Origin of the sequence: Pseudoalteromonas sp. APAL1 (genome assembly GCF_021532475.1) — a bacterium.
GTDB lineage: Bacteria > Pseudomonadota > Gammaproteobacteria > Enterobacterales > Alteromonadaceae > Pseudoalteromonas > Pseudoalteromonas lipolytica_C.
The window spans coordinates 73,350-91,280 of the sequence record NZ_JAKGAW010000005.1; the positions used below are offsets into that span (position 1 = coordinate 73,350).

Here is a 17,931-nt window from a genome sequence, read left to right on the forward strand (position 1 = left end):
GCAGGATATTTTGTTATTTTTCTGTGTGTATTGTCACTTAGAAGTTAGTAGATGAAGAAAAGTTTAACCTTTTTGTTATTTAGTTTCTGCAGCTTTAATGCTTTAGCATCAGAGAACTTTAGTGACCATGAGATATTCTGTAGCCAACAACCTCAGGCTCTATGCTTAGATTATATTAATCAACAGCTAGCGGTAGCAGAGCCTGGTTCGGCACGTTGGTATGAAATTAAGTCGTATCAGTTTGATTACTTTTACGACAAAATGGAATATCTCGCCCTTAAAGATAGCACCGAGCCATTTATAAATGGCAAAGACCTTCCGGTTGTTTTTCAAGTTCAAGTTTATTTTTATTACGCAAAGTCGATGCAATATTTCGGCAATCATGAACAAGGCCGCAAATTCGCGACTTTGGCATTTGAAAACCTACAGGCTATTTTCGATTCATTCGGTAACCCAATGCGCATGGTTGAATTGGCCAATTTGCAATACGTGTTTGGCAACAAAGAAACAGCATTGCACATATTAGATAGGGCTGAACGTCGCTTTGGAAAGAGCAAAGATCCTATTTTTCATTTTGAACTTGCTTCAAATAAAGCCAATGTTTTCCATTCACTGGGTGATGTAGATGGAGCAATCGCAAGTCGTCGGGTTGCTGTAGATTGGATTTTAAAAACAAACCATAAGCGTAAAATCTCTGTAGCATTAGGCAATTTAGCGAGAACGTATCAAATACTTGCTCAGTACGACGAAGCAGATAAATTGTATGTTCAATCACTTAAGTATATTGATGTAGAGTCTGATCGTTTTGTTCTTGCTATTTATAAGCTACGCTTGGCTGAAATCAATTGGCAGGCAGGCAAGCCAGAACAAGCTTTAAAGTGGTTTAAGCAAGTGCATAAAGGTGACATTCGTAAAACACACGCGAAGCTTTATGCACAGCTAGAAAACGTACTTTAAATATTGTAAAAACAGCCCGGTTTTTCGTCTTCACCCGGCGCTAAAATTTGTAGGTGAGTTGACTCACCTTGTTCCATCAACGGTTTCATTGTCTTATCAAATTGTTTAGCGGCATGTTCAATTAATTTTGCTTGCTGTTCTAACGCTTTAAAATCGGCATCATGAGCAGCCATAAGTTTATTGAGTTCTTTAGCCAGTTTATCTTGCTCTTTTAATAAGCTTTTATTAATTCGTAGGTGGTTCTCGTCTTCAATAACTGCTTCTTCGGTGATCGCTTCTATTTGCTCAGAATAGTCAGTAACTTGTTGTTCTATGTCACTAATTGGTTGTTCTAGCGCTTCTAGTTTTACTTGTTCACGTTCAAGCTCTAGGTATGCAGCAATCTGTTCGTTATTGAGGGTACTTTCGCTTACCTTTTTACAGTCTTTAAAAGTAATAACGCGATAATCACCTTGGTTGTTTGCTGTACTGGCATTTGAGAGGCCGATACACGCTGTAGTGGCTGTGATTAAGAGTGCACTTGCGCTGATGCGTACTAAATTCATAATGATGTCCTAATGGGTTATGTTATTTAGTTAGTCGTCGCAAATGTGAAAAAGGTTGTTTAAATTTTAAATTTATATCCCACGCCATAAATTGACTCAATGTAATGGCTATCAGGGTCGGCTTGAGTCAGCTTTTTACGCAAGTTTTTAATGTGTGAATCAATACTGCGCTCGTAGCTCTCAAAGTACTTCCCTTGGGTCATGGTCAGTAAATCTTGGCGTGAAAAAACTTTATTAGGTGAGGCAATTAATATTTTTAATAAACTAAATTCATTTATTGTAAGTTTCAGTTCTTCATTTTTTACCAGTACTTTGTATTCGCTCGGATCAACAATAATATTGCCTGCTGTGAATGTACTCGGTTTGCTACTTGGCATTCGGCGTCGTTTTAAAATGGCTTTCACACGCGCCATTAACTCTTTTGGCTTGAAAGGTTTAGTAACATAGTCATCGGCACCTACATCAAAACCAATTAAGTGATCAATTTCTTCGACCCGTGCGGTAAGCATAATAATAGGCACATCACTGTATTGTCTTATCTTGCTGCACAACTCGATGCCGTTTGTGCCTGGCAACATGATATCGAGAATAATCAAATCAGGGTTTAGCTCATTAACAGCATCCAGTGCGCAGTTGCCATCGTGAATTAGGCTTGTTTTAAACCCTTCAAGATATAAATACTTTTCTATTAATTCGGCAATTTTAACTTCATCTTCAATAACGAGAATATGCTGTTTAGCTAAGGTTTCTGACATATTATTGCGCCTCTGCAAGCGGGAGTTTTAACGTTATACACAGACCGCCGAAACGGCTTTTAGTTGCATTAATTTTTCCCAAGTGGGCTTCAACAATTGTTTGGCAAATTGCCAAGCCTAAGCCAAAACCGCCGGTTTTTCTGTTACGAGAGCTATCGGTGCGATATAAACGATCAAATAGTTTTTCAAGGGCTTCATCAGGAACACCAGGGCCTGAGTCTTCTATCGACAAAAATACATGATGGTTAGACACAGTTAAATCTAACCAGACTTTTTGCTGTTCATCTGTATAGCGTAAATTATTTTCTAAAATGTTTTGTAGTACTTGCGTAATACGATTTTGGTCGGCCAAAACCATTACCGTTTGCTCTGGTAAGGTGGCATTAAGCGTGATGTTTTTGGATTGAAATTTAAACGCATACTTATGCGCTTGTAGGGCTACCAAGGCATTAAAATCTATGGCTTCCATGTGATAGTTAAAGCTGTGTCTGTCGAGTGAGCTGACTTTATGTAAGTCGTTCACAAGTCGGTTTAACAGCGCCACTTCTTCTTGCAGTGAGCTTATTGCTTTTTGGTTTGGTTCGATAATGCCATCGTTAATAGCCTCTAGTTCACCCTCTAAAATAGTTAAAGGCGTGCGCAGCTCATGAGAAATATCCATGATCCATTGGCTTTGCTGCGATTCAAAGCGTCTGAGCTCTGTGGCAATACGATTAAAATCATCCGCTAAGGTAGCAAATTCATCACTGCTGTTGACGGTTATTTGGGTCTCAAACTCGCGTTCAGCAAGGGCTTTTGCGCCTTTTTTCAGCTCTGAAATAGGGTTAGTAAAATGACGTGCGAGTAAGTAACTAAACAATAACGCAATTAATAAACCAATCCCTGCTGTCCACAAACTGATATTAATTTGTGTATTAAGGTAATGTTGAGTCAGTGCGCTAACATGATTGCGGTTAGCATGCAGCTGAAGCACCGCAACAACGTCACCATTGTGAGTGATTTCTTGCTCGTTCACGACCTCTGTTTCGGTATTGCCAGCAATCAGTATTTCGCCTTTTGCATCAAGCAAGCTTAGGCGTTTCTCAAAGGGTATAAAGTCATTAGCCATGGGTTTATTGCGAGGCGGTGGCTTATGCATGTCAGCAAAGTTTGCAGGCTCGTTAAACTCAGTTGATGGGTCAAATTCAGGTGGTTGGTCGAACGATGGTGGCATCCCAAAATCATCAGGGGGTGGCATAGCCTCATTTTGCATACGCTTTTCGGGAGGGCCATCTTGTGTAAAAGGGCCGGGCTTTCTTGGTTTTGGGCTATTGGGGGAAAATAATAAACGGCTTGAATGAAAATTGCGGTTAATTAGCTCATACCACAGCGCTTTAGAATCGATAAACATCCCAATCGAACCCGTTTGCTGATACTGCTGGCTAATTTCAGTGGCTATACGGTTAAATGCTTCGTTATCTATATCTTCAAACACATTATTGAGCATACGCTTATTGGTAATTGCATTCAGACCAAACATGGTCAGTACCAGCAATAACGTAATAATTAGATTAGTAATTAAGAGTTTGTGAATTAACTTCATAGATGTAATAGTAAAATGTAATAGCCAGAAATGAATATACTATAAATGTCTATTTTTTGGCATGCGCATCCTAGTCACTCTATAAAAGCACCACTTTTTCCACACAAAGTCTCTACATTTGTTCTTTATACTCGATGCTAATTACTCAAGTTAGCGAAGGGGCACAAGATGACTTTAAAACCTGAACTTTATACTCGTAGAAAAATGCTTAAAACATTAGGTGTTTCAGTTGCTGCTGTGCCTATGTTGGCATTTTTAGGCTGTAACTCAGATACAGTATCGTCAACGGATACAACATCAGATACAGACACTTCAACAGGCACAGACACCAGCACTGATACAGGCGATACAACAACCACGAACGACAGTGATTATGTATCTGGCACAACAGCGCTTATTACTGATGACTTTCCTGATGACAGTATTTTTGAAACATCAACCGCATGTGTGTTAGCACTTACTCAAGCAACAACCGAAGGCCCATGTTACTTCCAAGCTGATTCAGACGAAGATATTTCGGATGGCTTATCCGGTTTACCTATGATGCTGTGCTTACAGTTAATTGATAGCGACTGTAACCCATTAGCAAATTACGAAATCTCGGTTTGGCACTGTGATACCAGCGGTATTTACTCGGGCGATACTAGCAGTAGTTCTGATAGCTCACGTTTTGCCGGTGACTTCTGTACAGATGGCGATGCCGAAGCTGAGGCAAGTACTTGGTACCGTGGTTCATTGATCACAGATAGCAGTGGCCGCGTGAACTTTAAAACGCATTTCCCTGGTTGGTATTCTGGCCGTACTATCCATATTCACTTTAAAGTAGCAAACAACAATAACGACTATGTAATTAGCCAGTTCTGTTTTACTGATGCGTTTGCAAAAGAAATTTGTACCACTCACAGCGATTACAAATCACGCGGTGAACAAGATACAACTCTTGCTAGCATCGATAACGTGTTTGGTAGTGATTATGAGCAGTTTATTTTAAATACAGCACAAAATAGTGATGGCACTTTATTGGCGTATCACACTATTCAAATTAGTTAATTTATTCACTCATCATTGTAGGTTAGGGCGTGTTAGCAATTACTGCTTTCACGCCCTATTTTTTTAGAAGCTATAAGTGATGTTACCGTAAATAAAACGGCCATCTAAGCTGTATGGCGCAAAGCCACTATAAGGGAATATGTGGTTAAAATCGCTATAACCAATATTGCTTACAGTATCTTGAGGGTACTGATCGAATAGGTTATTGGCACCTAATGCAAACTTCCACTGCTCATCAGGGCGATAAGCCACTTCTAAGTCAGCAATCCATTTTGCATCAAGTACTTCATCGTTTTCAGCACTATTTGAGGTATCAATAACTTCACCATAACGAGTTGCTCGTAATGTGGTTTGGAAGTTTTCATAATCCCACGTTGCAGATAGGTTCCATTTATCCGCTGGTGTACCTTTTTCAAAACGAGTTACTTCTCGACGAGAAAAATACTCGTAGCTGTCACCTAACGCCTCTAATTCCGGTGGATTTTCTTTAACGTGTGTTACTTCAGTGTCGTTAAAGTTAACCGCAGCACTTAAGCGTAAATCACCATAGCTTTCTAAGCCTAATGAGTAAGTAGCAACAATATCAACACCTTGTGTACGTGAATCAATAGCATTGGTGAAGTAGCGAACGCGTTGTGTATTAACTTCGCCAGCTTCGGCTAAAATCGCTTCAACTTCTGGGCCACTTAAGTTTTCAGATAATACGATACGGTCATCAATTTCAATGCGATACGCATCAAGAGTTAAGCTAAAACCGCCTTGAGTAAAGATGAAACCTGCCGTCATATTAACTGACTCTTCAGCATCTAAATCACGAGCCCCTAGTGCTTGCGCTGCAGGTTCATCTACAGGGAATAAACCTACTTCACTTGGCACACCATTCTCAAATAAAGTACTTACCGACTTATATGAAGTTTGGGCAAGTGATGGCGCTCTAAAACCTGTGCTAATTGCACCACGTAACGACAGTGACTCATTAATGCTGTAACGCGAAGCTAGTTTAGAGGTAAAGGTGCTACCAAAATCGCTGTAATCTTCAAAACGACCTGCTAAAACAAGGTTCCAATCTGTTGTTAGATAAGTATCAAACTCAGCAAATATTGCAATGTTATGGCGGCTTTTATCAGTTGCACTTTCAGGTGAGAAACCCGGTAATACTTGTGCGCCACCGGCAGCAACAGGGTTACCTTCGTCATCTAATACGGTTAGGTAAGAGGCCGTTTCACCCGCTTTGATTTGATAGTTTTCGTGGCGGTATTCAGCACCAATCGTCACAAACACATCATCAGGTAAACCTAAATCTAGCGTGCTGCTGGCATCCATATTGACTAGGTATTGCTCATATACGAGCGAGCCATCATCAAATTCTGTTGGGCTGCTAACACCCATAGAGGTATTTAAACTGTTGCTTACGCCAATACCAAAGTCATTGCGACCATAATTGCTGCTTACATCCCACGCCCAGTCATTGGTTTCGCCATTAAGGCCAATTGCAAATGAGTAGTCATCTACATCAGTATCTATTTGCGGTAAGAAGCCGTCAGGATACACTTCAGTTAAGTTACGAGAGTCTTTGGCACGACGATAAAAGCCACCCGAGTTACCTTCACGGTTTGAGTAACTTGCAAAAGAGTAAAGTGATAACGAGTTATCAAACTCATAACCTAGGTTATAAAAAAGCGCGAAATCTTCAATGCTTGCTTTACCAAAACGGTGGTTATAGCGGTCAAAGTCGAATTCACGAGGGTCTAAATTGCCATTTGCATCACGGCTGTACTGTTCGCGTTGGTCAAAACCAGAGCGATTCGTTGGCTCGTTATTTCGTGACTCAATAGACAGGTTAATAAAGCCATTATCACCCAGCGCAAAACCCGCGTTAGCGCTTGCTGTGCGTGAAATACCATCATTTACTTCACGGTCGCCGCCAGTCTCAAAGCTAAGGTTGCCTTCGCTATCAGTTGTGGTGTTTAGTAGCTGAGGAGACCCTGCCATTTGTGTATCGTATTCACCATATGTGAAGCTCACGCTGCCGCCTTCATCGGCGTCTTTTAATACAATATTGATCACACCAGCAATCGCGTCAGAGCCGTATTGAGCAGCAGCACCATCACGAAGTACTTCTACGCGTTTAATTGCTGAAGTAGGAATATTATTTAAATCAACAGCTGTTGAACCACGGCCTACCGTACCGTTTAAATTTAATAGTGCACCCGCATGGCGGCGTTTACCATTGATAAGTACTAATGTGTGGTCAGGAGCAAGGCCACGTAAAACAGCCGGTTTTGCATGGTCAGTTCCATCAGCAATGGTGGCACTAGGGTAGTTAAAGCTAGGTAACTGAGAGGCAAGTACTTGGCTCATATCAAGTTGGCCAGTGCTTGTTAGATCGCGACTTGTTAATAAATCGACAGGTACAGTACTTTCAGAAATACTACGAAGGCTTCGGCGAGTACCTGTTACAGAAATAACTTCAACATCTTGAGCAGTGTTTTCTGTTGTTTGCTCAGCAGCGATTGCAGTCACTGATGTAGCTAGCGTACTTGCAATAGCGAGTTGCAAAGGTACTTTTTTAAAAAGTGTCATTGTTGGATCCCTTGTGACGTTGATTTCACGTTGCAGTTTATCAATAAAAAAGGAACAAACAAATAACATAAAAGTATACTATATGATTATCTAAACAAGCTATTTAGCTCATAGTTCTACACTAAAATAACCTTTTATGCGCTTATGCTTATTTTATTTCTGCCTTCTGTTTTTGCTCGGTATAAAGCAGTATCTGCAGCACAAATTAGTGCCTCAGAAGTACGGTATTGATTATTAAACTCGCAAGCAATTCCTTGACTTACACTTATTCTAAAATCACTCGGTAGGCCAATTTCAGTAAATGACATATTGTTTATTTTTATTTGAATATGTTTTGCAATAACTGCTGCCGTATCTTTTTGACACCTTGGTAATATAACCGCAAATTCTTCACCACCATAACGGGCTGCCAAACAGTCATGAGAGGGGAGTGATTCTGCAATTATACTCGCTACTTTTTGTAAGCACTTATCGCCTTTAACATGACCAAATCGGTCATTAAATAATTTAAAATAATCAATGTCGATTAATATAGTGCTAATAGCTTGGTTGGTTTGCACGCTTTCTTGCCAATGCTCTTTTAATGACTCTTCAAGGGTTAATCTATTTGCAAGGCCGGTTAAATGGTCAGTGGTGGCCTGTTTAACTAAGCGATTATATTGCTCTTTGTGCGATGATAAATCATGTAATACACAAATAAATAAATTATCTGCAACGGCAATGTTTTTTGGCAAGCTTGAAATACATAAATCCGCTTCAAGGGTTTTACTATCGGCGCGGTTTATTTTAACTTCGTTTGGACCAAGGCTTATCGGCGAGTCTTTATGATCTAACCAACTGAGTAGGGTATACATGTATTTATCACGGTCGGTGTCGTGTAGGTAATGTAAAATGTTTTGCCCGATTAACGCTTCTTGGTTGTCACCTAAAAGCTGTGCCGCCATCGGGTTTGCAAATTCAAACGTGCCTTGGCCATTAATGATAAACACTCCCTCAGGAATGTTCTGAAACATTTGGGCAATCAGCGCAAGTTGCTCTGAATTGATAGACTGCGCAAGTGCGTTTTTAGCTTCTGATTTAGCAGTGCTTGGTTGTTCATTTTTGTTGTTAGTAGACACGTTCGTTTCCTTTTTGCCGATGCAAACGATTTTGGTGTCTATAAAGTTACTTAAAAAAGTGCAAATTAACCTTCTGGTAATCTTCTGGTTTTAATTGTTTGTTTTTAAATGTAAAAAAGCTCCTTGAAAGGAGCTTTTTATGAAGTTTTTTTAGTTTTAGTCTTCATTTTTTACTTGCGGATCGGCACTTTCATAGCTTGTGCCATTGCACTCAACGATGAAAATCATACACGCAGTGCCGCTATTTTCATCAGTATCCGCTATTTCAATTGTTTGACCATCATTAGTGACTTTAAAGCTAAAGTCTTGCTCGCAATCACCTTCAAGGTTTGCAAATTTAGCACCTGTAAATTGAAAGCCAGCATCAACAGTTGCGTCATCAAGTGTATAAATACCTAGGCTGTTTCTTTCATTGACAGTACCGCCACCAGAAACTTGCTGACCGTCTTGGAAGTATGTGAATACAGCTTCATTTTCAGTGTTAAGTGTAACATTCACTGTAAAGTTGTAAGTTTGACTTTCGCTCATTGTTATTACCTTCTAGTTGTTTTTTATAGATCAAAGTTAGTAATACCTAACTCTATTAGTTTACTTTTAATTGTGTTGACTTCACTTTCCTTATTCAAACATGTGTAAGCTTGTATAAGGGGGTGAGTTATTCTTATGCTTTTACTGCGGTAGTGTTTTTCATTTATTGAATTAATGATACCTCGGCAAATAGAACTTTTAACTAGTTTATCTTTTGATAGTTTTGCTTTTATTAAACTTACTTTTATAAAATCAATGTTACTTTCTATTTTTTCTTTATTACTTTCTCTTTCCTTATAGTCAGTATTATTCTCAAGTTTTAGTAAGAGGCTCTCTGCTTGGGAGAAGTTTTTTACGTTTATTAAGTAATTTATGATATTTAATTGGATTTCAATAATTTGAGATTTTTCAAAGCCATTGCTATCAGTGTAGTTAACTATTTCATCGATATTTTTTTTACTTTCTTCGGATAGCATTAATTGAAATGAAAGAGCCCTGTAATATTTGCGTTTGAAATTTTCATTTTCAGGATCTTGTAAACGTGCTTTGTTTATTGCAAACAATGCTTTTTCTACTTTTCTATAAGCATCTTGTTTATCTGGAAAGTAACTTAAAAGATAGCTTTGTTGCATATAAATATTAAAAATGTCGCTAAGAAGACTGGCATCATCAGGTCTTATTTTTAGGACAGAATCTAATTGATTAATAGCCTGCTCAAGCATGGTCAATGCCTCGCTTAAATTTCCTAGCCTTTCTTCTGTGCTTGCAATCCAGCTAATGGTGTCTGTTTTATCGCGTAATAAATTTTTGTTATTAGGTTTAAGCTCAAGGGCTTGGTTTTTAAGTTTTAAAGACTCAGTAAAGCTTTGTTTTGCAAGTGCGTAATTAAACTGTTTTAAATACAGCGAGCCAAGTGAATTGTGTGAGTAAGATAGCTCCATAATTGAATTAAAGTCATTAGGGGCAAGCTGATACATCATTTCGCTGTAAGCCAAGTAACGTTTGAACATTGGCTCAGTCGCTAAATAATTACTTTGCTCATAAGTTAAATTACCAAGCCAAAAAGCATTGGCCCCTGCGAGCATTAAAACATCTAGGTTGTTGGGTTGAATTTTTAGTAATGATTCTAGGCGCGTTCGTGCATTTTCAAAGGCAGTGAAGGCCTCGTCGGTTTTGCCGCGAGAGTAAGCGACTTCGCCCATGGCCTCTAAGGTTTGAGCGTATTGAAAACGGTTATTAAACTCGGCTTGTTTATCGCTAAAGTCAAACAGTGACGCTGTTTCTTCGTCTTGGTTGGTAAAATACTCAAGGGCTTTGTTGCTAATACCATCCAATAAATCCATGCGCTTAACGCTTCTGAGTTTGTCGGCAAATTCACCGACCATAAAACCCAATAAACTCTCCGCTTCTTGGCGTTTTTGTTTTGCTATTTGTTCGGCGTGATAGCTGCGCACGCTCATAAATGTGGCAATAAAGGTTAAGCACACAAGTGCAGCCGCCGTTATTTGTAACACGCGTTTTTTACGTTTGGCTTTATTGTTAGAAGCCTTAATTAACGCTTGTTCGTCACTCGATAAGCTAAACATAGGGTTTTTAACTAGGCTTTGTGCTTCTTGCAGCGGTTTGCCTTGGGCTAATAAAAAGTCGCTGTGTTTTTGTTCAAGCAGCCATCGCTCGGTGGCAAGTTGCACGCGGCTTTGAATTGCTAAGCTTTGTTGGTGCTCTTGCACCCAATCTATGGCGCGTTGCCAATGGCGCAGCAGCGCTTCGTGGGCAAGGCTAAAGCAGGCTTGCTCATTTTTAAGGTGCGACACAAACAAACGGCTGTCGACCATAGCCTGAACAAGCTTGGTCGCAGCAGGGCTGGTTAATTCGCTCCAACGTGCAGCGCGGCTGGTGAGCGTTTCGCCATCTGGATTTAAAGTGATCAGCTTAGAAAGAACTGCGGCAAGTTCAGTTTGTTGGTCTTTGGGTAATTGGCAAAATACTTGTTCTGCTTTTTGGCCGATGGCTCCTTCGATGGTGCCTAGGGCTTGGTATTCAGAAAACAATAATTCGTTGTCTGGGCTGCGCTGCAAGTAAAGCTGCTGCAAGGTGTATTGCAGCATTGGCAATGCATCTGGGTTATTGGCAGTATCGTTACAAAGTTGTTCATCAAGCGGTGTGTGGTGCTCTGGGTGATGTTGCCAACTTAAGCCTGCTGCAAGTGCTGGCAAACGGATCATTTGCTTAAGCTCAGAGCGAGTTGGCGCTAATAAGTCAAAATGTGCGCCATTGGCTTTGCCCGACATTAAACTTGGTTGACTCACTACTTGCGGGTAAAAGTCATTACGACAGGCACTAAAAATGATCATGCAGCCACTTGTTGCTAGGCGCTCAATAAGTGCTAACAGCTGGTTGCGCTCGTCATCGCTAAACAGCGGCGATGACAATAGCACTTCGAGCCTGTCGATAAATAAAAATAAATAGGGCGTAGTGCGCTCTTTATTTAGCGCTGCAAGTGCTGCTTTACATCGGGAAATAACCTGTTCTGGGTCTTTTAATAACAATTCAGCCAACGCATCGGCACTTATATCGCTAAGTACAGGTGCGTCGTTTATTTCTAAATCGAGCAAGGTTGAGGCTAAATCAAGCAGTAAGCGCTCTTTGTTGACATCGGCAAAGTCGAGTTGGCAGTAACTGTGTACTCTAATGCCATCGTAGCCATTACTCGACATTAAAGCGGGCAATACACCTGCGTTAACTAACGACGATTTACCTGAACCACTGGCTCCCAAAATTAAGCAAAATGCGCGACCAAACTCAATTTGAGCCGACACTCGCTGTAGCAAAGTGGCAATTTGTTTGTTACGACCAAAAAATACATCGGCTTGCTCTGGTGCAAATGCACTTAAGCCAACAAAGGGCGAATCACCTTGCCAACTGGTTTGGCTGGCTTTTTGCTCTTCGTTGAGTGGAAAGTTGATTTCGGCAATAACCCGATAACCACGTTTACGAATGGTTTCGATGTAATGCGGATCGCTTGCTTTATCGTCAAAGGCTTTACGTAATTGGGTGATCACTTTATGCAGGGGGTTGTCACCCAGCGCCACATTTGGCCAGCAATGGCTGATAATTTCTTCGCTCGTTAGTAGCTCACCTTGTTTTTCGCATAGCAGCAGTAATACATCCATCGCCTTGGGTTCAAGATGCTTTGTTTGTTCACCGCGCCTGATTGAATTAGTGGCCGGGGTAACTTGCCATTCGCCAACGAAAAACAGTGCCGTATTCATAGTGTTATCTTCATTGTTATTGTTAGAAACGCAGTCCGATTGGACCGATTTTTTATAAGACTACGCGATACTTTGATTAATACAATATTATGAGATTAACAGCAAGCGCCTTGCCTTTTCTGACATTAAAAAATCATATTGGTGTCATGTTTATAAAACTTTTTGTAAAGTTTGTTTGACTTTTTGTGTTGCTAGGTTAATCTTTAGTCAAGTTTACTTTACTTTTAAGGTGAGAATAATGGATCAGACAGGATTAACCTTTAAACAACGTAATAAGCAGAACACGCTAAACCTCGCGAAATGGACATCAGCATGGGTGATTACTTTAGCAATTGCCTCATTTGGGCCGCATTTTTTATGGCAAGAGCAGGCTGTTTTTAGTGTTGTGGCAATCTTACTTAATGTAGTAGTTGGCATTATGATGATTTTATCGAACAAACGACAACTTCAAGGAATGGATGAGCTGCAGCAGCGTATGCACTTTAATGCAATGGCGATTACATTGGGTGCAAGCTTAGTATTTGGTTTAGCTTATTCGGTTGTGCAATCAAGTGGCTTAATAAGCTTTAAAGAAGATATATCGCACCTCGTACTCTTTATGGGCTTAACCTATTTAGTGAGTCTTTTAATGATGAATAAGCAGTTAAACGACGAGGGCGAGGAATGAAAAACCGCTTGAAAGTGCTTCGTGCTGAGCACAACTACACCCAAGCAAAATTAGCCGAATTACTCGATGTATCAAGGCAAACAGTGAATGCTATCGAAAAAGGTAAATTTGATCCAAGTTTGCCATTAGCATTTAAAGCCGCGCGTTTATTTAACCTGAGTATCGAAGAGATATTTCAGGATGAGTAAGTCTGATAGCGTAAGAGGCGTTTTAACGCCGAATGTTAAATCATTCTTGTTAAACGCCTTTTTGCTACGCGATATAAAATCGCAGCTAGATTTTTGTTAACTTTCGACTCGTAGTTTTTTCATCTGCATCGCACTTAACGACCACATTAAAAAACCACCTAAGAATAGTGCCGCAGAAACATAGCCTGTTTGACTAGGGAGTGCTCCTTCAGCAATAGCCATGCCGCCAAGCCAAGGGCCTATCGCATTAGCTGTATTAAACGCACACTGTACTAGCGCACCAATCATGGCATGCCCTTGTGGTGATACATCCATTAATAGCGATTGGATCACGGTACCTAAACCAACACTAAAGCCTATAAAGAAAATCACCGCGTATAACAGCCAAATATTATGGCTTGCGCTTACATAACTGGCTGCAAATACTACAGCACCAATTAGCGCTGCGCCTGTGGTTTTCAGCGGTGAGTGGTCGGCGGCTTTACCTAATACATAGTTACCTAAAGTACAGCCAATACCAAACATAATCATCGCAATAGAGATAGTGTAAGCAGGGGTATGGGTGACTTCTAAAATAGTGTCGGCAATGTAAGTGTAAACACAAAATACGCCACCAAAACCAATAATGATGATACCCAGAATAGTCCATACGAGCTTGTTCTTTAATACACTTAACTCATCGAGAATCGATGTTGGCGCGGTATTCTTTACGTTAGGTACGTATTTCACAATCAATACCAAGGCAACTAACGCAAGTACAGCGGTGCCTGCCAAACAATAACGCCAGCTAAAGTTTTGCCCCACTAGGGTGACCATGGGCACACCAACAATAGTGGCAATGGTTAAACCCATAAATACTTTTGACATAAAGCTTGCGCGTTTATCGGCAGGGGCGATATCGGCTGCCAATAAAATAGCAGCGGCGAAGTAGGCACCGTGTGGTAAGCCACTTAAAAATCGAAATAAAATAAGTTGTTCAAGCGAGTTTGCAAAAGCACTTAAACCATTGAATAAAAACATCATACTGACAAACATCAACAGTGCATTTCGCTTACGCATGTTGGCGGTTGTGATCATAAATAGTGGGGCACCGACAACTACGCCAATCGCGTAAGCACTGATGGCATAACCACTTTGCGCTGGCGTAGACGAAAATGTTTCGCTGATCAGGGGCAACATTGGCATCATAGAAAATTCTGATAGGCCCAAAATGAATGTGCCTAAAGCCAATACTATCAGAATGGTAAACGTGCTTGCGTTGCCTTGGGAGTTGGCTACGTTAGTCATGTAATTCCTTTAAAATAAATTTAAAAACAAAATAGATTTTTGATAATTGAAAATGCCAGTAACAAATACTTTGTTCTGGAGTAGAGGTGTGTGCCCAGCGCTATTGTAATACAAATTAATGGAGTTGATACAGTACTTTTTGGAACGTTCTATATTTGTTTGCTATAAGAAAATAACCTGAACTTCTTAAGTCTTTGCTGTTCAAAATAAATACAGAGAAAAAGCCAACTATACTTGGTTAACTGAATTGGTTTAAAGGAGAGCGCAATGAAAAAGATATTTGCCTGTATCGACGGTTCATGCATGACCGATGCGGTGACAGAAGCGGCTATTTGGATTTCTAAGCGCTCCAGCCATCCAATTAATTTTCTGCATGCATTAGAGCCACCTTTGCCGCAGGGCAGTGATGATTTAACCGCAATTATTGGCTTAGGTTCGCAAACCTCATTGTTAGAGCAATTGGCAAAACTTGAGCAAGAACGCAACAAAGTAGCGTCGCAGCATGGTCAATTATTGCTAGATGAAGCAATGAAAAAAGCCGAGCATGCAGGCCTAACCGAGATTGAGCAACAGCAGCTTTCAATGAGTCTTGTTGATGCCTTACTTGAACATGAAGACAATGCCCGTGTGATGATTATTGGCCGTTCTGGTAAAGGCCATTACGATGATTTTAAAGTACTGGGCTCGCATATTGAAACGCTGATCCGTCAGGTGCATACCCCGGTTGCGATTGTGCCGCCGCAATTTCATGAGCCTACAAATTTTATGCTGGCTTATGATGGCAGCGAAAGTACCGACAAAGCGATTACACAAATTATCAATGGCGGGATTTTATCCGGCTTAGATTGCCACTTGGTGATGGTTGATAAACAAGACGGTCACTGCCAAGACAAACTTGATACTGCCTCAGCAAGGCTGGCTGAAAACGGCTTTAATGTGAGAGCGCGCATGCTCGATGGCGATGTTTACCAAGCGCTGTGGCGATATAAAAGTGACCACGCTGTTGATTTAATGGTGATGGGCGCATTTGGTCACTCTAAATGGCGGCAATTCTTTTTAGGCAGCACGACCTTAAAAATGCTTGAAGATAGCCGTATTCCATTAGTGGTGCTGCGCTAAGTTATTTACCTGTGACAGGGTGCGACAATATGTCACGTGTTCAGACTAATTAATGAGTTTTATAATCGGCGTCATTAATTATTTGCTTTGATTTTAAAAGAGTTATGAACACGCAATCTTCTCGCCCTGGTTTTTTATTTTCTAAAATTGCTGCAGCACTTAGCTGTGTTTTAAGTATTTCGGCCTTTGCTGATGATTCTATTGAAGTGATAGAAGTACAAGGTCATGCCCAAAATAACCATCAGTTAGTTGGCTCAGCAGACGCGTTACTGAAAGATTTAGGTGTTGATTTTTCAGCGGCCGGAGGGGTGTCTAACTTGCCGGTGATGAACGGCATGATGGGCGATAGAGTTAAAGTATTAGTTGATGGTGCTGATGTCACAGCAGCGTGTGCTAATCAAATGAACCCGCCACTCTCTTATGTGTCGGCAAACCAAATTGCCTCTTACAGTGTCGTTGCTGGTGTATCACCGGTAAGCAGTGGCGGGGATAATATTGCCGGTGTTATTAGGGTAAATACGATTGCCCCTGAATTTAGTGATTCAGACTCAGTGAACTGGCGTGCAGGCTATGTTACAGCAGCATACAAAAGCGTTAACGATAGCCAAGCATACGCGCTAGGTGCTAGCCTTGCGAGCAAACAATTTAGCTTGTCTTACCAAGGCAGCTTTGAAGATGCGAACAGCTATGATGATGGGCATGGTGAGCGTGTACTTAATACCTTATATCGAGTGCAAAATCATGCTTTAACGGGGGCTATTCGTGATGAGAAACAACAGCTTGTAGTAAAGCTGATGCATCAAAAAATTCCTTACCAAGGCTTTCCTAATCAATACATGGATATGACCGATAACACCAGCTATGGTTTTGTTGCTCAGTATCAACGTGAGCTTGAAATTGGTGATTTGCAGGTGCAAGTGAATGCGCATGATGTAAAACACGAAATGGGTTTTTTCAGTAATGAGAAAACCGGCATGATGCCAATGAATACCGATGCACAAGATTACAGTTACCAAGTTCATTGGCGCACTGATTTATCAAAACAGTCATCATTAATGCTTGGTCAAGAATACTACGGTTATCGAATTGATGATTGGTGGCCGGCGGTTGCAGGGTCAATGATGATGGGCCCAAATGAATACGTAAACATTAACGATGGCAAACGTGACCGCCTTGCGGCATTTGCTGAGTACCAAAACCAAGTAAACCAAGCATGGTGGGTGTCGGCAGGTGTTCGTGTTGAGCAAGTCACCACAGATACTGGCGAAGTGCAGGCTTATAACGAAGGTGGCAAGAGCGGCATGGCTAATATGGGCTCAATGATGGATATGTCAAAAACCGACGCCCAAGCTGCGATGGAATTTAACCAATTAGACCGTAAACGTGACGACACTTTAGTTGATATCAGCTTGCTTGCTCGCTATCAATTATCGAATAACGATGAGCTGCAATTTGGTTTAGCTCGTAAAAACCGCGCACCTAATTTATATGAGCGTTACAGCTGGGGTGTAGGCACGATGGCAACCACTATGATTGGTTGGTTTGGCGATGGTAATGGTTACATTGGTAACCCAGATTTAGAAGCCGAAACAGCGCACACATTGAGTTCAAGCTACACCAAACTTGCCAAAGACGATAGCTGGCAAGTAACCGCAAATGTTTGGTACACGCAAGTAAATGATTATATTGATGCTGAAGTGACTAAAAGCTTTAATCGCACTGACATGGCGCATACCAAGCGCAATATTCTTACTTTTACGAACCTAGATGCGACACTTTACGGTGCAAAACTGGCGGGCTTGGTAGAGCTTTACAACACAAAGCGAGCAGGAAAGTGGCAGTTAAAAGGCTCACTAACCAGTACTCATGGCGAGCGTGATGATAGCAATGAAGACTTATATCAAATTATGCCACTGCACACTGAGCTGAGCCTAGAGCACGAATACAAAGGCTGGCAAAACGCACTGAGCTGGCAATGGGTTGATAGTAAAACCCATGTTGATGAGCGCCGTTTAGAAAACCAAACCGACAGCTATCAGCTATTGGCTATCTCAAGTCAGAAAACGTGGCAAAATTTAACCTTTAAGTTGGCAATTACTAACTTACTTGATGAATACTACCAACAGCCACTTGGCGGTGTAAGTATTGCTAATTACAAGCAAGATATGAGCAATGGCTTTGAGCAACTTGCCGGACAAGGCCGCTCGTATAATGCCAGTGTAAGTTATCGGTTTTAGTGAGCGAGTAGCTAGGGGCAAAGAGTAAAGAGAGCATTAAGCC

14 protein-coding genes are annotated in these 17,931 nt (G+C 40.9%); 6 read left to right on the forward strand and 8 right to left on the reverse strand.

Annotation, left to right across the window (positions count from 1 at the left end):
- Positions 1–51 precede the first annotated feature (51 nt).
- Positions 52–957 (forward strand): tetratricopeptide repeat protein, encoded by a 906-nt coding sequence (locus L1264_RS04175; RefSeq protein ID WP_199526819.1) that lies wholly within the window; start codon positions 52–54, stop codon positions 955–957.
- On the opposite strand, the gene L1264_RS04180 is transcribed toward L1264_RS04175, so the two are convergent.
- Genes L1264_RS04180 through L1264_RS04190 form a run of 3 tightly spaced genes read right to left on the reverse strand, consistent with a single transcriptional unit; the run spans position 954 to position 3,776 of the window.
- Complete coding sequence (locus tag L1264_RS04180) at positions 954–1,502, reverse strand: hypothetical protein (protein ID WP_199526820.1); 549 nt, start codon at positions 1,500–1,502, stop codon at positions 954–956. The genes L1264_RS04175 and L1264_RS04180 overlap by 4 nt on opposite strands.
- 59 nt (positions 1,503–1,561) lie before the next feature.
- A complete protein-coding gene (locus tag L1264_RS04185) occupies positions 1,562–2,257 on the reverse strand; it encodes a response regulator (RefSeq protein ID WP_199526821.1) in 696 nt (231 codons plus the stop codon).
- A gap of 1 nt (position 2,258) precedes the next feature.
- Positions 2,259–3,776 (reverse strand): ATP-binding protein, encoded by a 1,518-nt coding sequence (locus L1264_RS04190; RefSeq protein ID WP_199526822.1) that lies wholly within the window; start codon positions 3,774–3,776, stop codon positions 2,259–2,261.
- Between the two features lie 231 nt (positions 3,777–4,007).
- Between L1264_RS04190 and L1264_RS04195 the strand changes: the two genes are divergently transcribed.
- Positions 4,008–4,889, forward strand: coding sequence for a dioxygenase family protein (locus L1264_RS04195; RefSeq protein ID WP_199526823.1), 882 nt, complete (start codon positions 4,008–4,010; stop codon positions 4,887–4,889).
- A gap of 63 nt (positions 4,890–4,952) precedes the next feature.
- Here the strand turns inward: L1264_RS04195 and L1264_RS04200 are convergent, their stop codons facing one another.
- From L1264_RS04200 to L1264_RS04215, 4 genes are all read right to left on the reverse strand, one after another.
- The gene (locus L1264_RS04200) at positions 4,953–7,472 is read right to left on the reverse strand and encodes a TonB-dependent receptor plug domain-containing protein (protein WP_135925721.1); all 2,520 of its coding nucleotides are present in this window, start codon (positions 7,470–7,472) and stop codon (positions 4,953–4,955) included.
- A gap of 134 nt (positions 7,473–7,606) precedes the next feature.
- Positions 7,607–8,590, reverse strand: coding sequence for a GGDEF domain-containing protein (locus tag L1264_RS04205; protein WP_199526824.1), 984 nt, complete (start codon positions 8,588–8,590; stop codon positions 7,607–7,609).
- Between the two features lie 156 nt (positions 8,591–8,746).
- On the reverse strand, positions 8,747–9,118 hold the full coding sequence (locus L1264_RS04210; protein WP_138556586.1) for a DP-EP family protein: 372 nt from the start codon (positions 9,116–9,118) through the stop codon (positions 8,747–8,749).
- A gap of 23 nt (positions 9,119–9,141) precedes the next feature.
- Positions 9,142–12,390: an nSTAND1 domain-containing NTPase gene (locus L1264_RS04215; protein ID WP_199526825.1), complete on the reverse strand. Its 3,249-nt coding sequence runs from the start codon at positions 12,388–12,390 to the stop codon at positions 9,142–9,144.
- Between the two features lie 238 nt (positions 12,391–12,628).
- Here L1264_RS04215 and L1264_RS04220 point away from each other — a divergent pair, with 238 nt between their 5' ends.
- Together L1264_RS04220 and L1264_RS04225 are read left to right on the forward strand one after the other, a co-directional pair.
- Positions 12,629–13,057, forward strand: a complete 429-nt coding sequence (locus tag L1264_RS04220; RefSeq protein ID WP_171040375.1) for a hypothetical protein — start codon at positions 12,629–12,631, stop codon at positions 13,055–13,057.
- Positions 13,054–13,245 (forward strand): helix-turn-helix transcriptional regulator, encoded by a 192-nt coding sequence (locus L1264_RS04225; RefSeq protein ID WP_062570454.1) that lies wholly within the window; start codon positions 13,054–13,056, stop codon positions 13,243–13,245. The genes L1264_RS04220 and L1264_RS04225 overlap by 4 nt, the downstream gene beginning before the upstream one ends.
- 96 nt (positions 13,246–13,341) lie before the next feature.
- Here the strand turns inward: L1264_RS04225 and L1264_RS04230 are convergent, their stop codons facing one another.
- On the reverse strand, positions 13,342–14,532 hold the full coding sequence (locus L1264_RS04230) for an MFS transporter (protein ID WP_199526826.1): 1,191 nt from the start codon (positions 14,530–14,532) through the stop codon (positions 13,342–13,344).
- A gap of 267 nt (positions 14,533–14,799) precedes the next feature.
- On the opposite strand from L1264_RS04230, the gene L1264_RS04235 reads away from it, so the two are divergent.
- Positions 14,800–15,651, forward strand: a complete 852-nt coding sequence (locus tag L1264_RS04235) for a universal stress protein (protein ID WP_062565077.1) — start codon at positions 14,800–14,802, stop codon at positions 15,649–15,651.
- Between the two features lie 104 nt (positions 15,652–15,755).
- Positions 15,756–17,888, forward strand: a complete 2,133-nt coding sequence (locus L1264_RS04240) for a TonB-dependent receptor (RefSeq protein WP_199526827.1) — start codon at positions 15,756–15,758, stop codon at positions 17,886–17,888.
- Positions 17,889–17,931: the final 43 nt, after the last annotated feature.